Source organism: Microbulbifer mixtoriginis (SeqCode) (genome assembly GCF_052466715.1).
In genome coordinates, this window is record NZ_CP174288.1 from 161,572 (window position 1) to 181,801 (window position 20,230).

19 protein-coding genes and 1 other RNA gene are annotated in these 20,230 nt (G+C 53.0%); 12 read left to right on the forward strand and 8 right to left on the reverse strand.

What is annotated here, in order from left to right; genetic code table 11:
- Positions 1–300 precede the first annotated feature (300 nt).
- Entirely contained in the window at positions 301–1,542 is a 1,242-nt protein-coding gene (locus tag ACJJH9_RS00975) for an OmpA family protein (RefSeq protein ID WP_444883002.1), read from the forward strand.
- A 107-nt stretch (positions 1,543–1,649) separates the two neighbouring features.
- Here ACJJH9_RS00975 and ACJJH9_RS00980 read toward each other — a convergent pair whose 3' ends face one another.
- Entirely contained in the window at positions 1,650–2,684 is a 1,035-nt protein-coding gene (locus tag ACJJH9_RS00980; protein ID WP_444887405.1) for an AraC family transcriptional regulator, read from the reverse strand.
- A gap of 452 nt (positions 2,685–3,136) precedes the next feature.
- Here ACJJH9_RS00980 and ACJJH9_RS00985 point away from each other — a divergent pair, with 452 nt between their 5' ends.
- Positions 3,137–3,451 (forward strand): helix-turn-helix domain-containing protein, encoded by a 315-nt coding sequence (locus ACJJH9_RS00985; protein WP_444883000.1) that lies wholly within the window; start codon positions 3,137–3,139, stop codon positions 3,449–3,451.
- Between the two features lie 178 nt (positions 3,452–3,629).
- Here the strand turns inward: ACJJH9_RS00985 and ACJJH9_RS00990 are convergent, their stop codons facing one another.
- The 3 genes from ACJJH9_RS00990 to rpiA form a co-directional block, all read right to left on the reverse strand.
- Positions 3,630–4,010: a DUF4168 domain-containing protein gene (locus tag ACJJH9_RS00990; protein ID WP_252083599.1), complete on the reverse strand. Its 381-nt coding sequence runs from the start codon at positions 4,008–4,010 to the stop codon at positions 3,630–3,632.
- A 212-nt stretch (positions 4,011–4,222) separates the two neighbouring features.
- Positions 4,223–4,846, reverse strand: coding sequence for a transglycosylase SLT domain-containing protein (locus tag ACJJH9_RS00995; RefSeq protein WP_444882999.1), 624 nt, complete (start codon positions 4,844–4,846; stop codon positions 4,223–4,225).
- 12 nt (positions 4,847–4,858) lie between these two features.
- On the reverse strand, positions 4,859–5,533 hold the full coding sequence (rpiA, locus tag ACJJH9_RS01000; protein ID WP_444923990.1) for a ribose-5-phosphate isomerase RpiA: 675 nt from the start codon (positions 5,531–5,533) through the stop codon (positions 4,859–4,861).
- 216 nt (positions 5,534–5,749) lie between these two features.
- On the opposite strand from rpiA, the gene ilvA reads away from it, so the two are divergent.
- Both ilvA and ACJJH9_RS01010 read left to right on the forward strand, forming a co-directional pair.
- Complete coding sequence (gene ilvA, locus ACJJH9_RS01005) at positions 5,750–7,264, forward strand: threonine ammonia-lyase, biosynthetic (RefSeq protein WP_444923991.1); 1,515 nt, start codon at positions 5,750–5,752, stop codon at positions 7,262–7,264.
- A gap of 245 nt (positions 7,265–7,509) precedes the next feature.
- Positions 7,510–7,647, forward strand: a complete 138-nt coding sequence (locus tag ACJJH9_RS01010; protein ID WP_252083595.1) for a hypothetical protein — start codon at positions 7,510–7,512, stop codon at positions 7,645–7,647.
- Between the two features lie 171 nt (positions 7,648–7,818).
- On the opposite strand, the gene ACJJH9_RS01015 is transcribed toward ACJJH9_RS01010, so the two are convergent.
- The 4 genes from ACJJH9_RS01015 to ACJJH9_RS01030 form a co-directional block, all read right to left on the reverse strand.
- Positions 7,819–8,397 carry a 5-formyltetrahydrofolate cyclo-ligase gene (locus ACJJH9_RS01015; protein ID WP_444923992.1) on the reverse strand — a complete coding sequence of 193 codons (579 nt, stop codon included), beginning with the start codon at positions 8,395–8,397 and terminating at the stop codon, positions 7,819–7,821.
- A 27-nt stretch (positions 8,398–8,424) separates the two neighbouring features.
- Positions 8,425–8,605, reverse strand: a non-coding RNA gene (ssrS, locus tag ACJJH9_RS01020) — 6S RNA.
- Between the two features lie 72 nt (positions 8,606–8,677).
- Positions 8,678–9,007, reverse strand: a complete 330-nt coding sequence (locus ACJJH9_RS01025) for a cell division protein ZapA (protein ID WP_252083593.1) — start codon at positions 9,005–9,007, stop codon at positions 8,678–8,680.
- The gene (locus tag ACJJH9_RS01030) at positions 9,007–9,210 is read right to left on the reverse strand and encodes a TIGR02449 family protein (RefSeq protein WP_152455364.1); all 204 of its coding nucleotides are present in this window, start codon (positions 9,208–9,210) and stop codon (positions 9,007–9,009) included. The genes ACJJH9_RS01025 and ACJJH9_RS01030 overlap by 1 nt, the downstream gene beginning before the upstream one ends.
- A gap of 120 nt (positions 9,211–9,330) precedes the next feature.
- Between ACJJH9_RS01030 and ACJJH9_RS01035 the strand changes: the two genes are divergently transcribed.
- The 8 genes from ACJJH9_RS01035 to gcvT all read left to right on the forward strand — a co-directional run bounded on the left by ACJJH9_RS01035 (position 9,331) and on the right by gcvT (position 20,205).
- Positions 9,331–9,972 carry a UPF0149 family protein gene (locus ACJJH9_RS01035; RefSeq protein ID WP_444882995.1) on the forward strand — a complete coding sequence of 214 codons (642 nt, stop codon included), beginning with the start codon at positions 9,331–9,333 and terminating at the stop codon, positions 9,970–9,972.
- Positions 9,972–11,327, forward strand: coding sequence for an aminopeptidase P N-terminal domain-containing protein (locus ACJJH9_RS01040; RefSeq protein ID WP_444923993.1), 1,356 nt, complete (start codon positions 9,972–9,974; stop codon positions 11,325–11,327). Before ACJJH9_RS01035 ends, ACJJH9_RS01040 begins: the two co-directional genes overlap by 1 nt.
- 66 nt (positions 11,328–11,393) lie before the next feature.
- The gene (locus ACJJH9_RS01045) at positions 11,394–12,635 is read left to right on the forward strand and encodes an FAD-dependent monooxygenase (RefSeq protein ID WP_444923994.1); all 1,242 of its coding nucleotides are present in this window, start codon (positions 11,394–11,396) and stop codon (positions 12,633–12,635) included.
- 80 nt (positions 12,636–12,715) lie between these two features.
- Positions 12,716–13,954: a UbiH/UbiF/VisC/COQ6 family ubiquinone biosynthesis hydroxylase gene (locus tag ACJJH9_RS01050; RefSeq protein WP_444899635.1), complete on the forward strand. Its 1,239-nt coding sequence runs from the start codon at positions 12,716–12,718 to the stop codon at positions 13,952–13,954.
- Between the two features lie 136 nt (positions 13,955–14,090).
- Entirely contained in the window at positions 14,091–15,056 is a 966-nt protein-coding gene (locus ACJJH9_RS01055) for a rhomboid family intramembrane serine protease (protein ID WP_444923995.1), read from the forward strand.
- 428 nt (positions 15,057–15,484) lie between these two features.
- A complete protein-coding gene (locus tag ACJJH9_RS01060) occupies positions 15,485–17,536 on the forward strand; it encodes an alpha/beta hydrolase family protein (protein WP_444923996.1) in 2,052 nt (683 codons plus the stop codon).
- 253 nt (positions 17,537–17,789) lie between these two features.
- Positions 17,790–18,914 carry a CNNM domain-containing protein gene (locus tag ACJJH9_RS01065; protein ID WP_252083587.1) on the forward strand — a complete coding sequence of 375 codons (1,125 nt, stop codon included), beginning with the start codon at positions 17,790–17,792 and terminating at the stop codon, positions 18,912–18,914.
- A gap of 202 nt (positions 18,915–19,116) precedes the next feature.
- Complete coding sequence (gene gcvT, locus ACJJH9_RS01070) at positions 19,117–20,205, forward strand: glycine cleavage system aminomethyltransferase GcvT (RefSeq protein ID WP_252083586.1); 1,089 nt, start codon at positions 19,117–19,119, stop codon at positions 20,203–20,205.
- Positions 20,206–20,230: the final 25 nt, after the last annotated feature.

Consider the following 20,230-nt stretch of genomic DNA (forward strand, 5'->3'; position numbering starts at 1 on the left):
GGGGGGGTGACGTGGTTGTCAGCTCAGGTAATTAATGCAGCGAATTTTTTTACTTTACTTATTCCAAATCAAACTAACTCGATGAGTGGTGTGCCGTACACTCAAATAAGGCGCTTTATTTTTTATTTTCGGCCAGCGAATAGCAGCCGATTAGATTGTATTTAAGCCGCAATAGCCCCACCGAAAAATTTAGTTGTGGGTTTTGGCTCACAGGAAAAAGCCTTTATCTGGGTTGATTCACCACCAACACCATTTAAAGAGTGGCTTTAGCTTGCGGTTGTCTGGCAGTGAGGATTGACTATGGCGGAGAATCTACTGGAACTGGCGGCGAGCCAACTGGGCACCTCGGGTATCGGTACCCTGGCATCTGCACTCAACCTTCCGGCAGAGAAAGGTCAGTCAGCACTGGATACTGGAATTGCATTTGTTCTTGCAGGCATGCTGAATAAAGCCAGTAGTAAAACTGGTATGGCTTACTTGTTCAATATGGTTACGGACACTGAAGTTGCGGATCTCCCCAGTGTTTTGCAGCAGTTTGCAGATAAGGCAAAGTTGGAAGCCTCACTGCCAGTCGGTGATGCCATGCTGCAAAAAGTATTTGGTACCCGGGTCGAAGAAGTGAGCAAAGTAGCCACTACAGAACTGCCGGGTAATGAAGGTGGCCACCTATTAAAGTTGGTGCTGCCACTGGTGATGGCCCTGCTAGGCGCTCAGGTAAAAGCCAACAAAATGGACGTCTCTGACTTGGCTTCATTTTTAATTGGTCAGAGAGAGTTTTTACGCAACAAGGTCCCTGATGCACTCCTGGATGCTCTTGATGTAAAAGGGTTTGATAATCTGGGGGCCGCCCTGGTTACCCATGGCCATGCCAAGCCTCAGGAACCTCGGGAACAAGCCCTGCATGGCCATGTGGAAAAGAAAAAGCCCGTAAGTTTTAGCAGCTGGTTTTTTCCGTTATTAGTGGTACTAATTGCCCTCTATGCCTTAAATATGTGCATGGACAAGGGTAGGCAGGAGGAAGCGGCAGGCCAGCCTTTTGAGACTCCACAGGAACAGGCTTTTATGGAAGCGCCCTCACAGCCTGCTGGCGATACTCCTCCCAATGAAAATAGCGCCCAGGCTCAGTTGGGCCCGGATAAATTCTCTAGTAACTTGCGGGATTACTTGAAGAGCTTTGATCGGGACCCGAACCAGGAATTTATTCTGCGAGTGAAGTTTGAAAAGGGCACTGCAAAAATTCTTGATCCCCAGTCCGCAGATATTGATGCACTTGCACAAATTATGCAGGAAAACCCACAGCTTACGGTTGCTATTGAAGGGCATGTACAGGGGGAGGGCAATGAAATTAAAGAGCAGGAAATTTCGCAAGAGAGAGCGGATGTTGTGCGGGAGCTGTTGCTGCAAAAGGGGATTGCGGCTAATCGTATGACGGCCACCGGTATGGGATCCGCTAAACCTGTGCAGGAAAGTGAGACAGGGCAAACAACACCGCAGCCGATGAACAATGAGCGTATTAGTGTACGAGTAGTTAATACCGAATAGATATTTTCACAATCTTGGCAAGCAAATAGCCCTACATTTCTGTGGGGCTATTTATTTTGTGAAGCGATAAAAAACGCCCATTAATGTTGGAAATTTAATACTGGCAATCAGCTGCGAAATTTCTCGCGGTAGGCGCCGGGGGCGAGGCCAGTCCATTTTTTAAATGCGCGATTGAAAGCACTGGGTTCAGAAAAGCCGAGTCGTTCGGCGATTTCTGCCACTGCGGTTTCCTGCTGTTTTAGCTGGTACACGGCCATATCACGGCGTACAGAGTCTTTGATGTCCTGCCAGCTGTTGCCCTCGTCTTTTAGGCGTCGGCGCAGCGTTTGTGGGGAGGTGAACAGGCGTGCAGCCACATCGTCGAGGGAGAGATTCTCAATACTGTTCTGTTGTTGCAGCATACGGCGTATACGACCGGTAAAGCTGTGGTCAGATTTATATTGGGTGAGCAGGCACTCCGGTGCTCTGGATAAAAAGTCTGCCAGTTGCTGCTCATCCCGCACCAGCGGCATTTGTAAATAGCGGGTATTAAAAACCAGGCAGGTTTCAGCCTGGTTGAAGTAATGCCGGCACGGGAACATATCGCAGTAGTCCTCATTGTAATCCGGTGGCGGGAAGGCCAATAACACCCGTTCGAGCAGAATGGTGCGATCGATCAGCCAACTGAAAAAGCGCAGCCAGATAACGGCAATGGACTCTACGAAAATCTGATTAGGCAACTGTTTTTCGTTGCTGTGATGAATGATCAGCCTGGCCTCTTCGCCATCCTCTACCAGTTTGATATGCAGGTCGTCGCTGACCATGCTGATAAAGCGTGCTGAGCGCAATAGAGCTCGCCGCAGGTTGGGGCAGCTGATGCAGGCGTGGCCCATCATGGCAAAAGTACCCGGTAGCCAGGGGCGGGCTAAAAACCCGCCTGACTCATCATTCAATAAATCCCACTCAAGGCGCAGTAGACTGGCCATCTGCTCACGGCCGATGCGGCTGTCGGAATCTTCAAGATGGGCGGGATCTATCCCACTGTCCCGCAGCAACTGTTGGCAATCCAGCCCCGCTGCCTGGGCGCCCACCAGCTGGGCGCGAACTACTGCGGCGAGGATACCTGGGTCCGCATCGCGGAGTTTGGGAGTCTCGCTTTCCACTGTCTCAGCCCTCAACGTGATCTTGTTTGCTGGGTGTAATTTTTACGTGCAAGCAGAGATTATGCGCAAAGCGAGCGTGAAAGTCAGGTTTATCCCCAGCGGGTGTAAGAAAAGGGCAACTCTGGCGAGCTGCACGGTAAAGGAGCGCTAATGAAAACTGTAGCTATTGCAGCTTTTTCCACGAAGTTAGACGTATGTTCATTGATTTATCGCCACCACTTATCAGATAGAGTGTAAGTGGTGGTAGCAATATCACTTTTCTTCGCTCTTTGCGTGAGGAGCAAGTCCTCCAGTATTTGGCTATGTTTTTCTCCTGGCGTAGGGAGTATAAATGGTCCAACAAACCCAATGATCAGCTTTTGGATAAAGCGTCTCGTAGGGTGGCTATAAATTAGACTAAAAAGTCAGATAAGATAAGAATAACCTAAACATGCCAATGAGGGAGTGGCCCGATGCCGTCAGCATCCGTCGAAAGCCAGCTGAATCCGACTATTTGTCGGCGTATGTTGATCGCCTATCTGATTGAACAGATTCCCCGCCCCAACAATCCAGCCCTGGAAGAGGCAACCGGGTGGCCGCGACGCACGGTTCAGGACATTATTGCCAAGGGGTTACCAGGCCACGGCACACAGGTGGAGTTTATTCAGGAGGGGGTGCGCCATAATGATGGCTATTACCGGCTTCACGACTGGGGCTCATTCGACCGCAATTGGGTAAAAAGCAACTTATCGGTGATCTGTCGGGTGCTGGGAGTCAGCATCGAATAGCCTTTTCTTCGTGGATACTCACCAATAAAGCATCTTATTTATTCTGAAAACCAGCTGACCGGAATTAGCACAAACACGCATGCACAATTGAAAAGTTGCGCCGACCAGTGGCCGGCGACGAAATCCAATTATTTGTTAATTGAGCAGATTGGCGGTGCAGTGAGTTATTGTGTCGGAATTACTGCGGTTTTTGGTTGTGTCCCTGTTGCAGTATTTTATTGACCTTTTCCAGTAGGGCAGGATTAGATTTAATACTGCTGGCAATTTCCTGATATTTACTCTTTGATAACCCTGCCTTTTCAATAGCTGCGACCATCTTGCCCTGCGCTTCCTTGTTGAGGGCTTCAGCCTCTTTGATATCTGCAGCGGCCTTGAGCTTGGGGGCATACTCCCGGCTCAACATCACGATTGAGCGATAGGCATCAGCAAACTGCTTGAGCTGAGGTTCACTGAAGGAGACTTTTGGGGCCTCGGCCTGTGAAGTTGCTGTCTGGGCGGTCGCAAAGGGCACTGTGAGCAACAAGGCGAAAAGAGCGAGATATTTAAAAGGGAATTTCATTGGGCACTCCTGAAAGTTGGGGGGCGCTTTTGCTTCTACAGAGCAATACCCAGTCACACTGCTCAAATGCCTGGGTGTTGCTGCGGAATCCATCGGTAATTGAAAGCGTTGGCAATCAACTCTGAGACATTAGTTTCAGGGTAGTCAGTTTCAGAGCGGCTGTGGCGCCATTCCCCGCCACCGCAGCAATTTTTATCGGCGGTGGCTCAAGGCTAAAACAGGCCGAGGAACTTCCTGCGTTTTGGCAGAGACTGCTCACAGCTGTTGAGTTGTTGCTGGTAGCGCTGCGCTTTTGCCGAAACCTTGTGGGAAACCTTCTTGAGCCAGGCTTTATTTTTAAAACTACGCCGATTAAAGCCGCCGTGTCCCTCGTGGTAAGCCAGGTAGAGGTGGTAAGCGTCGCGAGTGCGGATTTGGCAGCGGCGCGCGCTGGTATTGTTATACCAGCCAACAAAATCGATGGCGTCGCCAAAATCATCTCGATCGGCGCCATAGTTAAAGCTGGAGCGTTGATATCCGCGCCAAGTGTTGCCGAGTGCCTGGGCGTAGCCATAGGCATCTGAGGGCCGGGGACCGGGAATAAAGCCGAGGATCTTGGTGCGCGGGGGGCGCGCATCATGCACAAAGCGCGACTCTTGGTGCAGAATGGCCATCATAACGGCCACAGGTGATCCCCATTTCTCCTCGGCAGCCTTGGCTTCCCGGTACCAGCTCTTCTTCTCACGAAAAATAGAGCAGATATTATCGAGGTTGCTCGGCGGGCTTGTGGCACAGCCCGCGCTCAGTGTCACGGCACCCAACAGTGCCGCCAGCAGTTTCTTATTCTTGTGTCCCATAATGTCTCTAGATTATCCAGCGGTGATGGTTTTCACTCCAGAGCTGGTGCCGAGCAGCAGTACATCCGCTGGGCGCTTGGCAAAGATTCCGTTAGTGACAACGCCGGTGATATTGTTGATTGCGTCTTCCAGTTCCTTGGGTTGCTCAATCTTCAAGTTATACACATCCAAGATGGCATTGCCATTATCGGTAATCACACCCTGGCGATAGACCGGATCTCCTCCCAGCTTTACCAGCTCGCGGGCTACCAGCGAACGGGCCATGGGAATGACTTCCACCGGCAGGGGAAAGTCGCCCAAAGTCTCTACCCACTTACTGTCATCGGCAATACAAACAAATTCCTCAGCACAGGCGGCGACAATTTTCTCGCGGGTCAGGGCCGCACCGCCACCTTTGATCAGCTCCAGGGCGGGATTAGTCTCATCGGCACCATCCACATAAAACTGCATGCCATCCACGCTATTCAGTTCATAGACCGGGATACCGTGGGCCTTGAGTCTCTGTGCGGAAGCTTCAGAGCTGGCGACGGTGCCGTCAAATTGGCCTTTGATCTCTGCCAGGTAGTCGATAAAGAAATTGGCTGTGGAGCCGGTGCCAACGCCGACGATGGAATCGGCCTCCAGGCGCGGGGAGATATGGTCGATGGCGGCGCGAGCAGTAGCCTGCTTCAGTTCATCCTGGGTCATACGCTGGATAGTTTCCTGTGCAATTATTTCTGCTTTATCTATTTGTTTCGATAAAAAAAAGCGCAATAAATCTAAAAAAATGGCAATTATGCTGATCAAGGCTTAGACTGGCCTGCCGGTGTTGCGCTTGCGGCGGCTCCATGACCGCCCACTCCTGCTACTACGCTTGCCTGAGTCGCGCACAGAAATTAACCGCAACGGCAGTTGATACACGCCATGCCCAAGTCCTATATCAAGCGCATTTTAGACGCGCGCATTTACGATGTCGCCATTGAGACGCCTTTGGAGCCAATGCGCCAGTTGTCCCACCGTCTGGGAAACCGAATTTTGCTCAAGCGGGAAGACCTGCAGCCGGTTTTTTCCTTCAAGATTCGCGGCGCCTATAACAAGTTACTGCAACTGCCCCCGGAGCAACGTGCGCGCGGAGTAATTGCCGCCTCTGCGGGAAATCATGCCCAGGGGTTGGCAATGGGTGCCGCACAATTGGGGGTGCGCGCGACTATTGTGATGCCAAAGACCACCCCGCAAATTAAGGTCAGCGCCGTTCGTATGCGCGGTGCGGAGGTGGTGCTGTACGGGGATACTTTTGATGAGGCGGCCGGCCGTGCCCGCCAGCTGGTGAATGAACGCGACTTGGTATTTGTACATCCTTATGACGATCCGGATGTGATCGCCGGACAGGGCACCGTAGCCATGGAGTTATTGCGCCAGCATTCGGGTAATCTCGAGGCGGTTTTTATCCCGGTAGGCGGCGGCGGGCTTGCTGCGGGCATGGCGGCTTACATTAAATATGTGAGGCCGGAGACCCGTGTCTATGCCGTGGAGCCAGAGGAGGCGGCTTGTCTTAAAGCGGCCCTGAAGAGTGGTGAGCGTGTCCGCTTGCCGCAGGTAGGGTTGTTTGCCGATGGCGTTGCGGTGGCACAAATTGGCGAGGAGACCTTCCGTGTGTTGCGTGAAACAGTGGATGATGTGATCACGGTGAGTACCGATGAAATTTGCGCGGCGATCAAGGATATTTTTGAAGACACTCGCTCAATTGCCGAACCGGCCGGGGCAGTAGGCTTGGCCGGCTTAAAAAAATATGCAGAGCAGAGTGGTGGCCGCAATGTGGCTCTGGCGACGGTGTGTAGTGGCGCCAATATTAATTTTGACCGGCTGCGTTATATCAGTGAGCGCACAGAAATTGGTGAGAAACGCGAGGCGGTGCTGGCCGTGCGTATTGAAGAGCGACCGGGCAGCTACCTGCGCTTTTGTCGCGATCTTGGGGACCGTGCTATCACCGAGTTTAATTACCGTTATGCAGGCGATGGTGAGGCGCATATTTTTGTCGGCTTGCAGGTTTCTGCCGGCAGCGACCGCAGCCAGTTGGTAGAAGAGTTGGAGCGCAAAGGTTATAGCGTGACAGATCTCACCGATAATGAAATGGCCAAACTACATATCCGCCATTTAGTCGGTGGGAGAGTTCCGGGCTTGTGCCACGAGGTGGTCTACCGTTTTGAGTTTCCGGAGCGTCCCGGTGCGCTGCGGAAATTTCTCGAGCAATTAGCGGGCCGTTGGAATATCACTCTGTTTCACTACCGCAATCACGGTGCCGCTTACGGCCGGGTTCTAGCGGGTATGCAGGTTGAGCCCTCTGAGCGCGAGGAGTTATTGGATCTGTTGGAGCAACTGCAGTTTCCCTTTTGGGATGAAACTGAAAATCCCGCTTACAGCTTCTTTCTGGGTAGCTGATCCCAATTTGGGGGCATGGCGAGAAAGGTATCTCTTCACTTTCTTTTTGAGTAGACCAGGGTTTAAGTTTTGTCGAACCCCCTTGAGCAAAAATGCGACAAAAAACGCAGAAATTATTCAATAAACGGTTACTATTCCGACGATTGTTCAGTATCTTCTTTTGTCGTGGAACTTTTGCTATGGCTTAGGTCATAAGCGGGGTGAAACGCATATAACAAAAAAATTGATCGTACAGGATGGTCCCAATGAAAGCCGATGCGCTGACAATCGCCGTGGTTGTCTTTGTCGCGGGCGTTCTGCTGAGTACTAGTGGTTTGACCGAGGTATTTGCCTCGGAAAAAGAGCCGCCTGCTGCTCTGCAAGAGGGAGTGGTTACCCGTTAGGCTGATGCCGGGGGGGCGCTCTGCCCAAGCACAACAAAAAAGGCCGGATACCTATGGTGTCCGGCCTTTTTTGTTTGTGATTTTGCGCCTAGCTAGTTTTTTATAAGCCGGTTGAGTGCTCAAGAGCTTTAGCGTTATGTGATGTTTGTCAGAGAGTCCCCTGTTCATAAATTACCGGCAACGATAGATACGCTTCTCTGTCACCACCATATCGAGAGGAATATCCCAGTTATCCGTTGGCAGCTGATCCACACATTGCAATTGGTGGGCGGCGCCAATTAGCAGTGGCCCACTACCGGGCAGCAGTTGTTTGTGTTCAAAGGTACGATCATAAAAACCCGCGCCCATCCCCAGACGGGCGCCATTGGGATCGAAAGCCACCAGTGGTACCAGCACTAGGTCTAATATGCCTGCGGCCCGGCTGGGGCTTCGCACTGGCTCAGGAATATCGAAACGGTTTCGAAAAGGTAGCGGGCAGCCATTCCACTGCTTGAAGCCCAGGTGTGGGTGTGGTTCCACTGGTAGTATTGGCAGGTAGAAGCGCTTCTTGGGAAAGCGTTGCAATAGAGGGCGAACATCTAACTCACCATCCATTGGCCAGTAAATACCAATATGGAGGGCGCGCTTCATCTGCGGAATTCGGTTCAGCAAAGTGATGGCAGAGCGGCCATGCAGACGCTGTTGGTAGGCACTCAGCTGCCTCCGCCCCGCGCGCATACGCCGTCGCAGCTGCGTTTTATTTTCGCTCATGAATTGGGGGAGTATAGAAAAAGAAATGGAAACCCCGAGTGTGCGGCTGTAGACGGAGCCTTGAACCGTAAGGTTCAAGGTGGCAGTCTCCGGGGTACATAAGGCTTTCCGCTGCATGGCGGACCTGCACACCAGCACCCGCTGGAAACCACCAGGGTAAGATTATCGGCTCAAGGACATAGTCTGCTGGCCAACACCCCAGGGTATGTACTAATTATAACTTGTTGAAAGGGGGGCTGTTAACCGCAAATTGGGATGTTTTGCGGCACTGCTGGCAAAGTTATGACTGGGCCTCGCTTTCTGGGTCGGTATCCCCCAGGGCGTTTTGCATCTTATTTTGAAGCCGTTCCAGGATTTCTTTCTGTAGGGGAATACTGCTTAATTCCGCTTTCGCTTGGATAAGTTCGTGGGCAATATTGAGCGCGGCCATCACGGCAATACGCTCTACGCCAATAACGGTGCCGGTGGTTCGGATTCGAGACATGCGCTCATTAAGTAATTGAGCGGAAGCCTGTAGTCCCGCACGCTCGCCGTCGGCACAGGCAACGCGGTACTCTTTGCCGAGAATGGAAACGGTGACGGTTTCAGAAGTTAATGCAGAGTCTGCCATCAGGATTCTTGCGTAAGCCCTTTGAGACGATTAATCATGGCTTCAACCCGCGAACGGGCGGCCTCATTATTTTTAATTAAGCGCTGGCGTTCGCGCAGCCAGTCGGCTTCCTGCCGGCGCAGTTCACGATTGTCATTTGCCAGCTGTTGGCAGCGGGCGATCAGTGAATCCACGGTGCTTTCTAACGCTTGCAGCTTATCCATATTTCCTGCGTTTGAGGTCTACGTCTGAGTTCGCAACACGACAGACTGCGAGGGATTCCGCTACTATATTGCCGGCGAAATGGTGGGTCAATCGCTCCACCTGCGTGGACAATCACAAAATTGTCCTTAGAACCCCGATTCTCATGCCTGCTGCTGCCACCGCAGCGCATCGAATCCATCCCGATTAAGAAAAACTGTGCGGTAATCATGACTTCAGAAAACAACCGATTTGAGCAGCTCGCCAATGCCATTCTCTCCGCGGGTGGTCAGGTGGACCCGAGTGAGTTACACGGCTTTACCTGTGGCGTGTTGGCTGCTGGCGCCGAACCGGATAAAAAACGCTGGCAAAAAGAACTGGCGGAGTTACTCGACCTTGAGGCGGTACCCGCAGATCTGGATCGGGACTTATTGCAATTGGCGGAGGAAAGCCGCAAGCAGCTGGGTGGATCGGATTTCTCTTTTCAGCTGCTCCTCTGCGACGATGAAGATATTGTCAGCCGCACTCTGGCCCTGGGGCACTGGTGTGAGGGTTTTTTACACGGGTTTGGCATCGGTGGAGCAGAAGTAAAGATGCAGCCCACCAGTGAAGAGGCGCTCAAAGATATTGGAGCTATCTCCCAAGTGGATGCCGATCACGTTGAAGAGAGTGAAGAAGCTGAACAGCAATTAATTGAGTTGCAGGAGTATGTGCGGGTTGCGGTGCTCAACATATTTACCGAAGTGCGCGGCAGCCACTCCGGCAGCGGCCCCACCGTCCACTGATGAGCGGCAGCGAAAGCGCAAAAGATCCGCTGATTAGCGGGTCGGAATATGCCCTGCGACGCGCCCGGCTTATGGCGGGGTTGGCCCCGGATAGCCTGGCGATTATCTCATCGGCTGGGGAACAGCTGCGCTCCCGCGATACCTACTTTCCTTTTCGACAGGACAGCGACTTTCTCTACTTAACCGGATTCGATGAGCCGGAATCATTACTGGTGCTTCTACCCGGCCGCAGTCAGGGAGACACCCTGCTGTTTTGTCGCGAGCGCGATAAAGAAAAGGAACTTTGGGATGGGCCACGTCTGGGACCAGAACGCGCAGTAGCTCAATTTGGTCTTTCGGATGCTTTTCCCATCGGCGACCTCGACGATATTCTGCCCGGATTAATGGAAGGGCGAGAGCGTATTTACTTCCCTATGGGGCGCTATGCCCATTTGGATCGACGGCTGCGCGCTTATCTACAGGAGATACAGGAGGCGCCCTCCAGCAAGGGAGCTCCGGAAATGCTTGACCTGGATTATCAGTTGCGCGAGCTGCGTCTGCTCAAGAGCGAACGGGAATTGGATTTGATGGCCCGTGCAGGGGAAATTAGCGCTGCTGCACATCACTGCGCCATGGTGCGCTGCCAGCCGGGACTTTACGAATACCAGTTGGAGGCGGCTCTCTTACATAGCTTTATGGATGCTGGTGCCCGGGAAGCTGCCTACCCGACAATAGTCGGCAGCGGTCGCAATGCCCTGATTATGCACTATTGCAGCAATAAGGCACGGATGCGCGATGGCGACTTGGTATTGGTCGATGCGGGTTGTGAATACCGGGGGTACGTCGCCGATATTACCCGAACTTATCCGGTCAATGGCCGTTTTAGTGATGCGCAAAAAGCAGTGTATGAAATTGTCTTGGCGGCGCAGGCGGCAGCAATGGAGCAGGTTTGTGTCGGCAACCACTGGGATCAGCCTCATGGTGCCAGTGTTGAGGTAATCACACGCGGCTTGCTGGACTTGGGGCTGTTGCAAGGAGACTTTCGTGAACTGATAGATTCGGGTGCCTATCAGCGTTTTTATATGCACCGTGTTGGGCACTGGTTGGGTATGGATGTCCACGATGTGGGCGACTATCGGGTACAGGGCGTTTGGCGGCAGTTGGAAGCGGGCATGGCGATGACTATAGAGCCCGGTATTTATATTCCGGCAAACGATGATCGCATACCTCTGGAATTTCGCGGTATGGGGATTCGTATTGAAGACGATGTTGCGCTCACTGCCGAAGGTGTGAGGGTTTTGTCTGAGGGTGCTCCAAAAGCCGTGGCAGACATTGAGTACACCATGCGCCATGGGCGGGATTTACTGACCCGCTAATTTAATTTGAGATTTTATTATTCAGTGGGCATAGCTATTCAAACCACTGGGTAAGGGGAGGTTTCCATGAGTGAGCCGCTAAAGCGGGTAGATGTGGCCATTGTTGGTGGTGGTATGGCCGGTGCCAGTCTGGCACTGATGCTGGCACATTTCTGTCCTCACCTCATCGTCCAGTTATTGGAGCAGAGGTCTCTGCCCAATGCCTCAGCGAGTGTGCAATTGCCCAGCTTTGATACCCGCGCCACAGCGATTGCTGCCGGCAGTCTGCAGCTGTTTGAGCAGCTGGGTCTCTGGCCGGCACTGCGGGAGTACAGTGCTCCAATCAAACGTATCCAGGTGAGTGATCGCGGCCATGCCTTTGGCGCGGCCCTCTCTGCAGGCGCACAGAAGCAGGCCAGTTTTGCTGGAATGCTGGGAGCAGTCATCGAAAATGCGGCGCTGGGGCCCATCCTGCACAATGCTCTAAATGACACTGCGGTCAGGCTTATCTCCCCAGCTCGGGTAACTTCGGTGCAGATGGATAATGAGGGCGCTAACTTGCGTTGGTCAGCCGTGGATGGCGGTTCGGAACAGGTAACGAAATGTGACCTGTTGGTTGTTGCTGACGGTGTCGATTCACCGCTGTGCAAGCAGCAGGGCATGGAAATTGACACAGTAAAGTACCAACAGAGGGCGTTGGTCACTACTGTTGCTCTACAACGGGACCACGATGGCGTTGCCTATGAGCGCTTCACTGCATCCGGCCCCATGGCGCTGTTGCCTCTACCTCGTCGTGAGGGAGTACACCGCGCCGCTGTGGTTTGGGCCTGTGCCGAAGAGGAGGCCGACGTAGTTTGTGCGCTGCCAGAGCAGCAGCGCTTGCAACGCTTGCAACAGCAATTTGGGTGGCGAGCCGGTCGATTTATCAGAGCTGGGGCCCTACAAGGGTATCCTCTCAGTCTTTCTCTGGCTCGTGAGCAGTGGCGTCGCAACCTGGTTTTGTTGGGTAATTGTGCCCACTTCTTGCACCCGGTGGCGGGTCAGGGGTTTAACCTGACCCTGCGCGATTGTTATGCCCTGGCCCAGTCACTGGCGCGGTCGCAAGTGCAGAGTGGCGCAGTGGGGCAGCTGGAGTGGCTGGCGGCCTATGGGGAAAACCGAAGGCTCGACCAGCAGTTAACCGTAGGTTTCAGTGACCGAATCCCGGCATTGTTTTCCTCGGCTAACCCTTTCCAGCAAGTAGTACGCCAACTGGGGATGCTTGGCCTTACACTGGTACCGCCACTGCGGCAGCAGTTTGTCGGGCAGGCGGCAGGGTTTGGGCTTTAACCCCAAGCCAAAATGGCGGGGTTTCAAACGTTGCACCGCGATGGGCGTTAAATTTGGCACAACAGTGGAATTGGCTAGATATGAATAGACACCGTTTGGACTTTGCCATTGTCGGCGCGGGAATGGTGGGTATGGCTCAGGCAGCACTGCTCGCTGTGCGCCACCCAAATATGCGCTTGGCGCTGTTGGAGGCTTCTCCAGAGACCACTGTGCAGCAATCCGATAGCTACGAGCCGCGGGTTGTGGCGCTTACCCAGGCGTCACGTGAGTTGCTCGAAGAGGTTGGAGCCTGGGAGGATATCTCTGCGCAACGGGCCTGCCCCTACGTGGAGATGCGCGTTTGGGATGCTGATGGCACTGGCTCGGTGCGCTTTAACAGCCGCGATGTGCAATTGCCCAATCTGGGGCATATCGTCGAGAACAATATTATCGTCGCCGCTTTACGCGCGCGGCTAGAGGCCCTGCCCAATGTTGAGCTGGTTAACGGCTTCCGCTTGGAGAGCTGGTGGCGCGACTGTGGACTCTGGCATTTACAGCCGCGGGGCGAGCAGTCTGATGATGGGGTCGAAGGTTTGCGCGAGCAGGCTGAGATAGTGCAAACACGCCTGCTGATCGGCGCTGATGGCGCTCGTTCCAAGGTCCGTGATTTATTGCGCATCCGCTGCCAGGAAACCGATTACCACCAGACCGCTCTGGTCTGTGTAGCCCGCTGTGAGAAATCCCACCGACACACCGCCTGGCAACGCTTCATGCAAAGCGGCCCCTTGGCCTTCTTGCCGATGGCCGGCCTCGGAGACGACAACCACTGTGCCGTGGTTTGGTCGGCGGATGATTCTCTCGCGCGTGAATTACTGATGCTGGATGATCAGGCGTTTGCCCTCAATCTTGAAAAGGCCATTGAGAGCCGCCTCGGTAAAGTGGAATCCGTCAGTGAGCGTTTCTCTTTCCCCCTGCGCGCGCGCCATGCAGAGCGCTACCACGGACCCGGTGCGGTGCTGGTTGGGGATGCCGCTCACAGTATTCACCCACTTGCGGGGCAGGGGGTTAACCTGGGCTTCCAGGACGTACGCGTACTCACCGATGAAATAGATCGCGCTTTGTCACGCGGCCTGGAGCCGGCACATACCTCGGTATTGGCGCGCTATGAACGCCGCCGCCGTGGAGATAATGCCTCGACATTAAAGGCTATGAGCGCCTTTAAATCCCTGTTTGGTGCTGGAGATTTGCACTGGCGCTGGCTGCGTAATACCGGCTTGAGTATGGTGGACGCCAGTCCCATGCTAAAGAAGCGTATTATCTTGCGGGCTATGGCGGTTTAAATCGGATCTGTCTTAAATTACCCATCGGCCAGACCAAAGCTGGCCGATGGGTATATCAATAAAACCGTTAGAGCAGCCTGCCTGCCAGCTGATAATTTACCTCCGTAGCACAAGCCGGAATTAAGGGTTTCCCGAATTGAGTCAGTGGATTTTTGTTTACAGTTTCCCCCTCTCCAAGGATCTTGGTGCGCTGGCGCGGTTTATCCAGCGCCACCAGTTACCTTTGCGTATCACCGAGGAAAAAAATCAGCAGTTACTACTCTGCCCTGATGCTGGTTTGGCAGAAATGCTTAAGCCTCTACTGCAGCGTTGGGATTCTGGTGAGCTGGATCTCGATCAGGTACAAATGCAGAGGGCAGAGGAGCGAGAGCCTGGCAGTGAAGGGGGGCAAACCTCTGCGGCTGCAACTGACAGCCAGCCTGGAAATACAGGGGATAATCCCGGTAAAAAACACAGTGATGCGGTCTCTGTCCTGCCAAGTTTTCCGTTGGACAGGACTCCACTCAGCCTTTTATTAATTGCGCTGTGTTTTTTCGGCTGGTTTTTACAGGTTAATAATTTATCCAATGGCTTATTAATTTACCCCGATCCAAATGCTGCGGACTCTTTTTCACAATCCTCACTGGCCTGGCATTTGGAGCGGGGGCAATGGTGGAGAATATTCACGCCAGCAGTTGTGCACTTCTCCCTGCCCCATGCACTGTTTAATGCCTTGGGGATCTGGATTCTGGGCAGGCCAATAGAGGCCCGTGGTGGCAGTATTTTATTTGTTGTATTGGTGCTGCTCGGCGCCGCCGCCTCCAATCTGGCCCAGTATTTTTGGCAGCCTGGGATTCGTTTTGGCGGTATGTCTGGCGTCGTTTATGCCTTGGTCGGTTTCGCCTTGGTTTTACAGCGTTTTCAGCCTCTGTGGCGGGATATACCTGCAGGAATTCTCACTGTAGCCCTGGTGTGGCTGTTATTGTGCGCTCTGGGTGTTGTGACTCTATTAACTGGAGTTGGGGTAGCTAACGCCGCTCATATCGGTGGGTTACTCAGTGGCTTAATAATTGCTCTTGTGTACAGCGCATTAGGAGGTCCGCGAAGATTTGCCTCCGCGTAGATAGTTTAAATGTTGCGAGATGATAAGCCATTATCGCGTAGTGCGATCTCTTATGGTTATCGAAATGTCTTATAGGGATCGTTAATGTTTATCTGAATTCAGGCTCAGGATGGAAAAATTAACAAAAAGTACCCAATCTTTGTTCCAATGAATTGGTCTGATTCAACCTTTTTTTTCTTGTTGATTGAGACGAGCTGAGTGGCCTGAGAGCTGGTCGGAATAGTGGGCCAGTAGATAATTGCGTACTCTATCTTCCCCAGGGTGCGTTTGACATAAAAGGCATAAAATATCTCTCTGCATTGTTACTCAGCATTAGGCATGGACTGTTAATGTTGAGATTAAGAGTCGGTATTTTCTCTCTCGCCGCCTTGCCCTAAGCGTTCCCCATATACCTCCGAAAATATCAATAAATCCAGGAAGGAACTCTTATGAGATGTATTTTCGTACTGATATCCTCGCTTTTACTAACAATGGCTGCTGGAGCTGAAGAGGCTCAGCGCTTGTCAGCCGAAGTGCTTTGGAAAATAAAGCGCGTGGGCACTCCAGTGATTTCTCCCTCTGGTGATCAGGTAGTAGCCCCTGTGACAACTTTTGATCTTGAACAGGATAAGGGGGAAACCCGCTTGTGGTTGCTCTCTACTGATGGTGATATCCAGAGGCCATTAACGGCTGTTGGGCTCAGTGTTTCGGAGCCGGTATTTTCCCCAGATGGTAAACATTTGGCTTTTATTGGCAAACGAAGTGATGACGATATCAAGCAAATTTTGATATTGCCTATGGCTGCTCCCGGAGAGGCGGTGCGTTTGAGTGAGGTACCGACTGGTGTCTCATCGATAAAGTGGGTGGGGGACCACCTTTATTTTATCTCGCGTATTTGGCCGGATAAAGCGCCGGAAGAAATGGCTGGCCGAGTTAAGGAAGAAAAAGAGAAAAAGGTGTCTGCCTATGTCTGGAATGCATTGCCTTTTTCTTTTTGGGATAACTGGATAGATGAGCAGCGGCAGGCGCATGTATTCAGAATCCCAGCCAAAGGCGGTGCGGTAGAAAATCTGACTTTGAGGACGGGTTTAAAGCTTCCCAACTGGATCCAGGGGGCAGAAAGTTATGACGTATCGCCCGACGAGTCACACTTCGCTATTGTGGCCGATTCCAAGAAAAGTGGTACTCGCCCAGACTTCGATGTGTTCCTGCTGGAGCCCGGTTCCCCTAAAGCCAGAAATTTGACCTTGGCCAATGAGGCGCCAGACTTCAATCCAAAGTTTTCACCGGATGGCCGTTTGTTAGCCTTTAATCGCCAGCTGATATCGGGTTTTTATGGTGATACGCGCCGCCTGGTGGTACACAGGTTGCGCTCTAGGCAGAACACTGTTTTACATGAGGAATGGGATAGATCCACGGATGGTATGGTTTGGGCACCCAGTGGGGGTGGTCTCTATGCCGCAGTCGACGACCAGGGCACTCGGCGAATTTACTATCTGCCCGTCGGCAATGGCGACCCAAGATTAATCACCGATTCGACCGACTTTAGTAATTTGTCTGTTGCCAGTGATGGCACTCTGGTAGGTATTAACCAAAGCTTTCTCTATCCGCCAAGGGTGGTCAGTATTGATGCAAGAAATGGGGGAGTGGAGCGGCTGGATAGCTTTAATGATGATTTATTTGCCAATATCGATCTGGGAACTTACGAGTCGGTGACATTTACCGGAGCGGAAGGCGCCGATATACAGATGTGGGTGCATTATCCACCGGGCTTTGATCGTAATCAGAAGTATCCATTAATGCTGTTACTCCACGGTGGTCCACACAATGCCGTCACCGATACCTTTCATTTTCGCTGGAATGCGCAAACCTTTGCCTCTTGGGGCTATGTCACCGCTTGGTTTAATTTCCATGGCTCCTCCGGGTTTGGTCAGGCATTTGCAGATTCCATCAATCCAGACTGGCTCAGTCGGCCGTATACCGACACTATCGCTGCAGCCGATTGGTTTAAATCGCAGAGTTGGATAGACAAGGATCAATTAGTGGCAGCGGGAGGCAGTTACGGTGGCTATTTGGCGAGTATTCTATTGGGTCGCGAACATCCATTTAATGCCCTGGTAATTCATGCTCCGGTGTATAACCTCTACTCCATGCTGGCAGCAGATTATTCGGTACACGGGGTTCGCTTTGGCGAATATTGGCAGAGCCCGGAGATTTACCCCTCAATTTCACCGCATACTTATGCGGCTCAATTCAAGACGCCGAGCTTGGTTATTCACGGTCAAAACGATCTGAGAGTGCCGGTTGGCCAATCCTTCGAGTTGTTTCGCACTTTGCAAGAGCGCGGTGTTGAATCGCGCCTGATTTACTATCCCGATGAAAACCATTGGGTACTAAAACCGAATAATTCGTTGCACTGGTACGGACAGGTGCGTGAGTGGGTTGAGCGCTTTGCCGCACCTAATAGAGGCACCGAAGCCTCTGCCAGTGTAACGAAGTAAAGCTCGTTGGCAACTGGAGAGAGTTGGCTTTCTCTCCACTTGGTTTGTCCTGGAGCCTCTGTCGGTAACGGCATGAGGCTCCAGGTATACGCAATAAGTCCTGGATAAAACGCTTTTCTGGCCAATGCCTTACTCTCAAGGGAAGATTGGCCGGTTAAATTCATTTTTATTGCGGCTTTGATGCTTTCTGGGCTTGTTGTGTCACGGACAGTGCGCAAGAATTCAGCTCTAATTCTGCTGTAACCAGGGATATATGTTTCTCTTAATTACCTATATTTTTATCGCTCTCGGCTTTTCCTTTTTGTGCTCGATTGCCGAGTCGGTCATTCTCAGCGTCACCACGCCCTATGTGAGACTTCTTGAGAGGGAAGGGCACAAAGCGGGGCCTCTGTTGCGCAAGCTGAAAGGGGATATCAATGCGCCCCTGGCCGCGATCCTTACCCTGAACACTATTGCCCATACTGCTGGTGCCGCTGGTGCTGGTGCCCAGGCTGCAGCGGTTTTTGGCAACCAGTACCTGGGTATTGCCTCCGCAATCCTAACCTTGTTGATTCTGGTGTTCTCGGAAATTATTCCTAAAACCCTAGGGGCGGTTTACTGGCGTCAGCTGGCTCCATTTACTGCCTACGCGTTGCGCGGACTGGTGTGGTTGCTCTACCCCTTTGTGAAAATGTCCGAGTGGCTCACACGGGGCTTATCGCACGGACCCACCCTTACGGGCTTCAGCCGCGATGAGTTTGCGATTATGGCGGAGATCGGGGAGGCCGAGGGCCAGCTGGAGCAGCGTGAGTCCAGTATTCTGCGCAACCTGTTTTTTACCCTGCGCGACCATTCTGTACGCGAGGTGATGACGCCGCGCACTGTGGTATTTTCCCTGCCCGAGGACGCCACTCTGGCTGAGGTCTACGAGGAGGTGGAAAGGGGGCGCTTCTCCCGTATCCCGGTATATGAAAACCGCGATCAGGACTGTGTGGTGGGGTTTGTACTTAAACAGGAACTACTGCTCGCCTATGCCAAGGGTGAGGGCGAACGTAAATTGTCCGAGTTCCGCCGCGAAATGTTGATGCTGCCGGAAACCGCCACTATATATCAGGCCTTCCAGAAAATGCTGTCGCGCCGGGTGCAGATCAGTGCGGTATTGGATGAATACGGCAGCCTGGAAGGGGTGGTTACCCTTGAAGATCTTCTCGAGACTCTGCTCGGTGAAGAGATTGTCGATGAAGCGGATAAAACTCCGGATCGCCAGGAGCTGGCCAAGCGCCTGTGGCGCTGGCGCTCAAAGAGACACGGTCTCAAGGTGGATGAATCTGCGCAGCAGGAGCAGGATACTGAGGAGGCTGGTGAAGGTCGTGATGGCCGAGAGGGGCGCGATAGCTAATTTCTACATCTGATAGCTTGTGCTTTCCCTGCCGGTGGCCCCGACGGAATCTTTGACGGCCTCCGGCGGGCTCTACAGGTTTTGATTCCGATGGCTGCTAGGCTTCTGTGCAGATATGTCGCAGGCCATTGCCTGCTGGCAAGGTCTGTACCCAAGCCGCTAGAATACGCCGCTTCGGAACCTGACGGACTGAGATTTTAAAATGGGAAACAGAACGCCTCTGTATGACACACATGTCGCTATGGGCGGCAAAATAGTGGATTTCGGTGGATGGGATATGCCGCTGCACTACGGTTCGCAGCTGGATGAGCACAACAAGGTGCGCACCGATGCGGGAATGTTTGATGTCTCCCACATGACCGTGGTCGATGTCGATGGCGCTGACGCCCGCGACTACTTGCGCTACCTGCTGGCCAACGATGTGGCCAAGCTCGATGGCAATCCCGGCAAGGCACTTTACACCGGCATGCTGAATGAGAAGGGCGGCGTGATTGACGATCTGATCGTCTACCTGCGCGACCCCGGTTATCGCGTGGTGGTAAACTGCGCAACCCGCGAAAAAGACCTGGCTTGGATGAACAAGCAGGCGGAATCTTTTGAGGTCACTCTCACTGAGAGGCCTCAGTTGGCGATGATCGCCATCCAGGGCCCTAACGCTCTCAGCAAGACGAAAGAAGTTTTGGGCATCGACTGGACTGCGGCGATTGATGCGCTGAAAGTGTTCCAAAGCGTGGCCCGCGGCGAGTGGTTTGTGGCGCGTACCGGCTATACCGGTGAAGATGGCCTGGAAATCATGCTGCCCGGTGAAGATGCCAGTGGTTTCTGGCGTGCTTTGGCCGAGGCTGGCGTTGCCCCCTGTGGCTTGGGTGCGCGGGATACTTTGCGCCTCGAAGCGGGTATGAACCTGTATGGCCATGAAATGGATGAGGAAACCTCTCCACTGATCGCCAATATGTCCTGGACCGTCGCCTGGGCGCCGGAGAGCCGCAATTTTATCGGCCGCGCAGTGCTGGAAGAGGAAAAGGCTAAGGGCATCGAACACAAGCTGGTCGGGCTGGTTCTCGAGGAGCGCGGTGTTCTGCGTGGGGGCCAGTATGTGATGGTGGACGGTAGCGAAGAGCGCGGTATCATCACCAGCGGAACCTTCTCGCCGACCCTGGGTTACTCCATCGCCCTGGCGCGGGTGCCGGCCAGCGTCGGCGATACCGCCGAAGTGGAAATCCGCAAGAAACTGCAGCCGGTCAAGGTGGTTAAGCCCTGCTTTGTGCGCAACGGCAAATCGGTTATTTAAGCGCCGCACCACAGGTGTCAGCGCC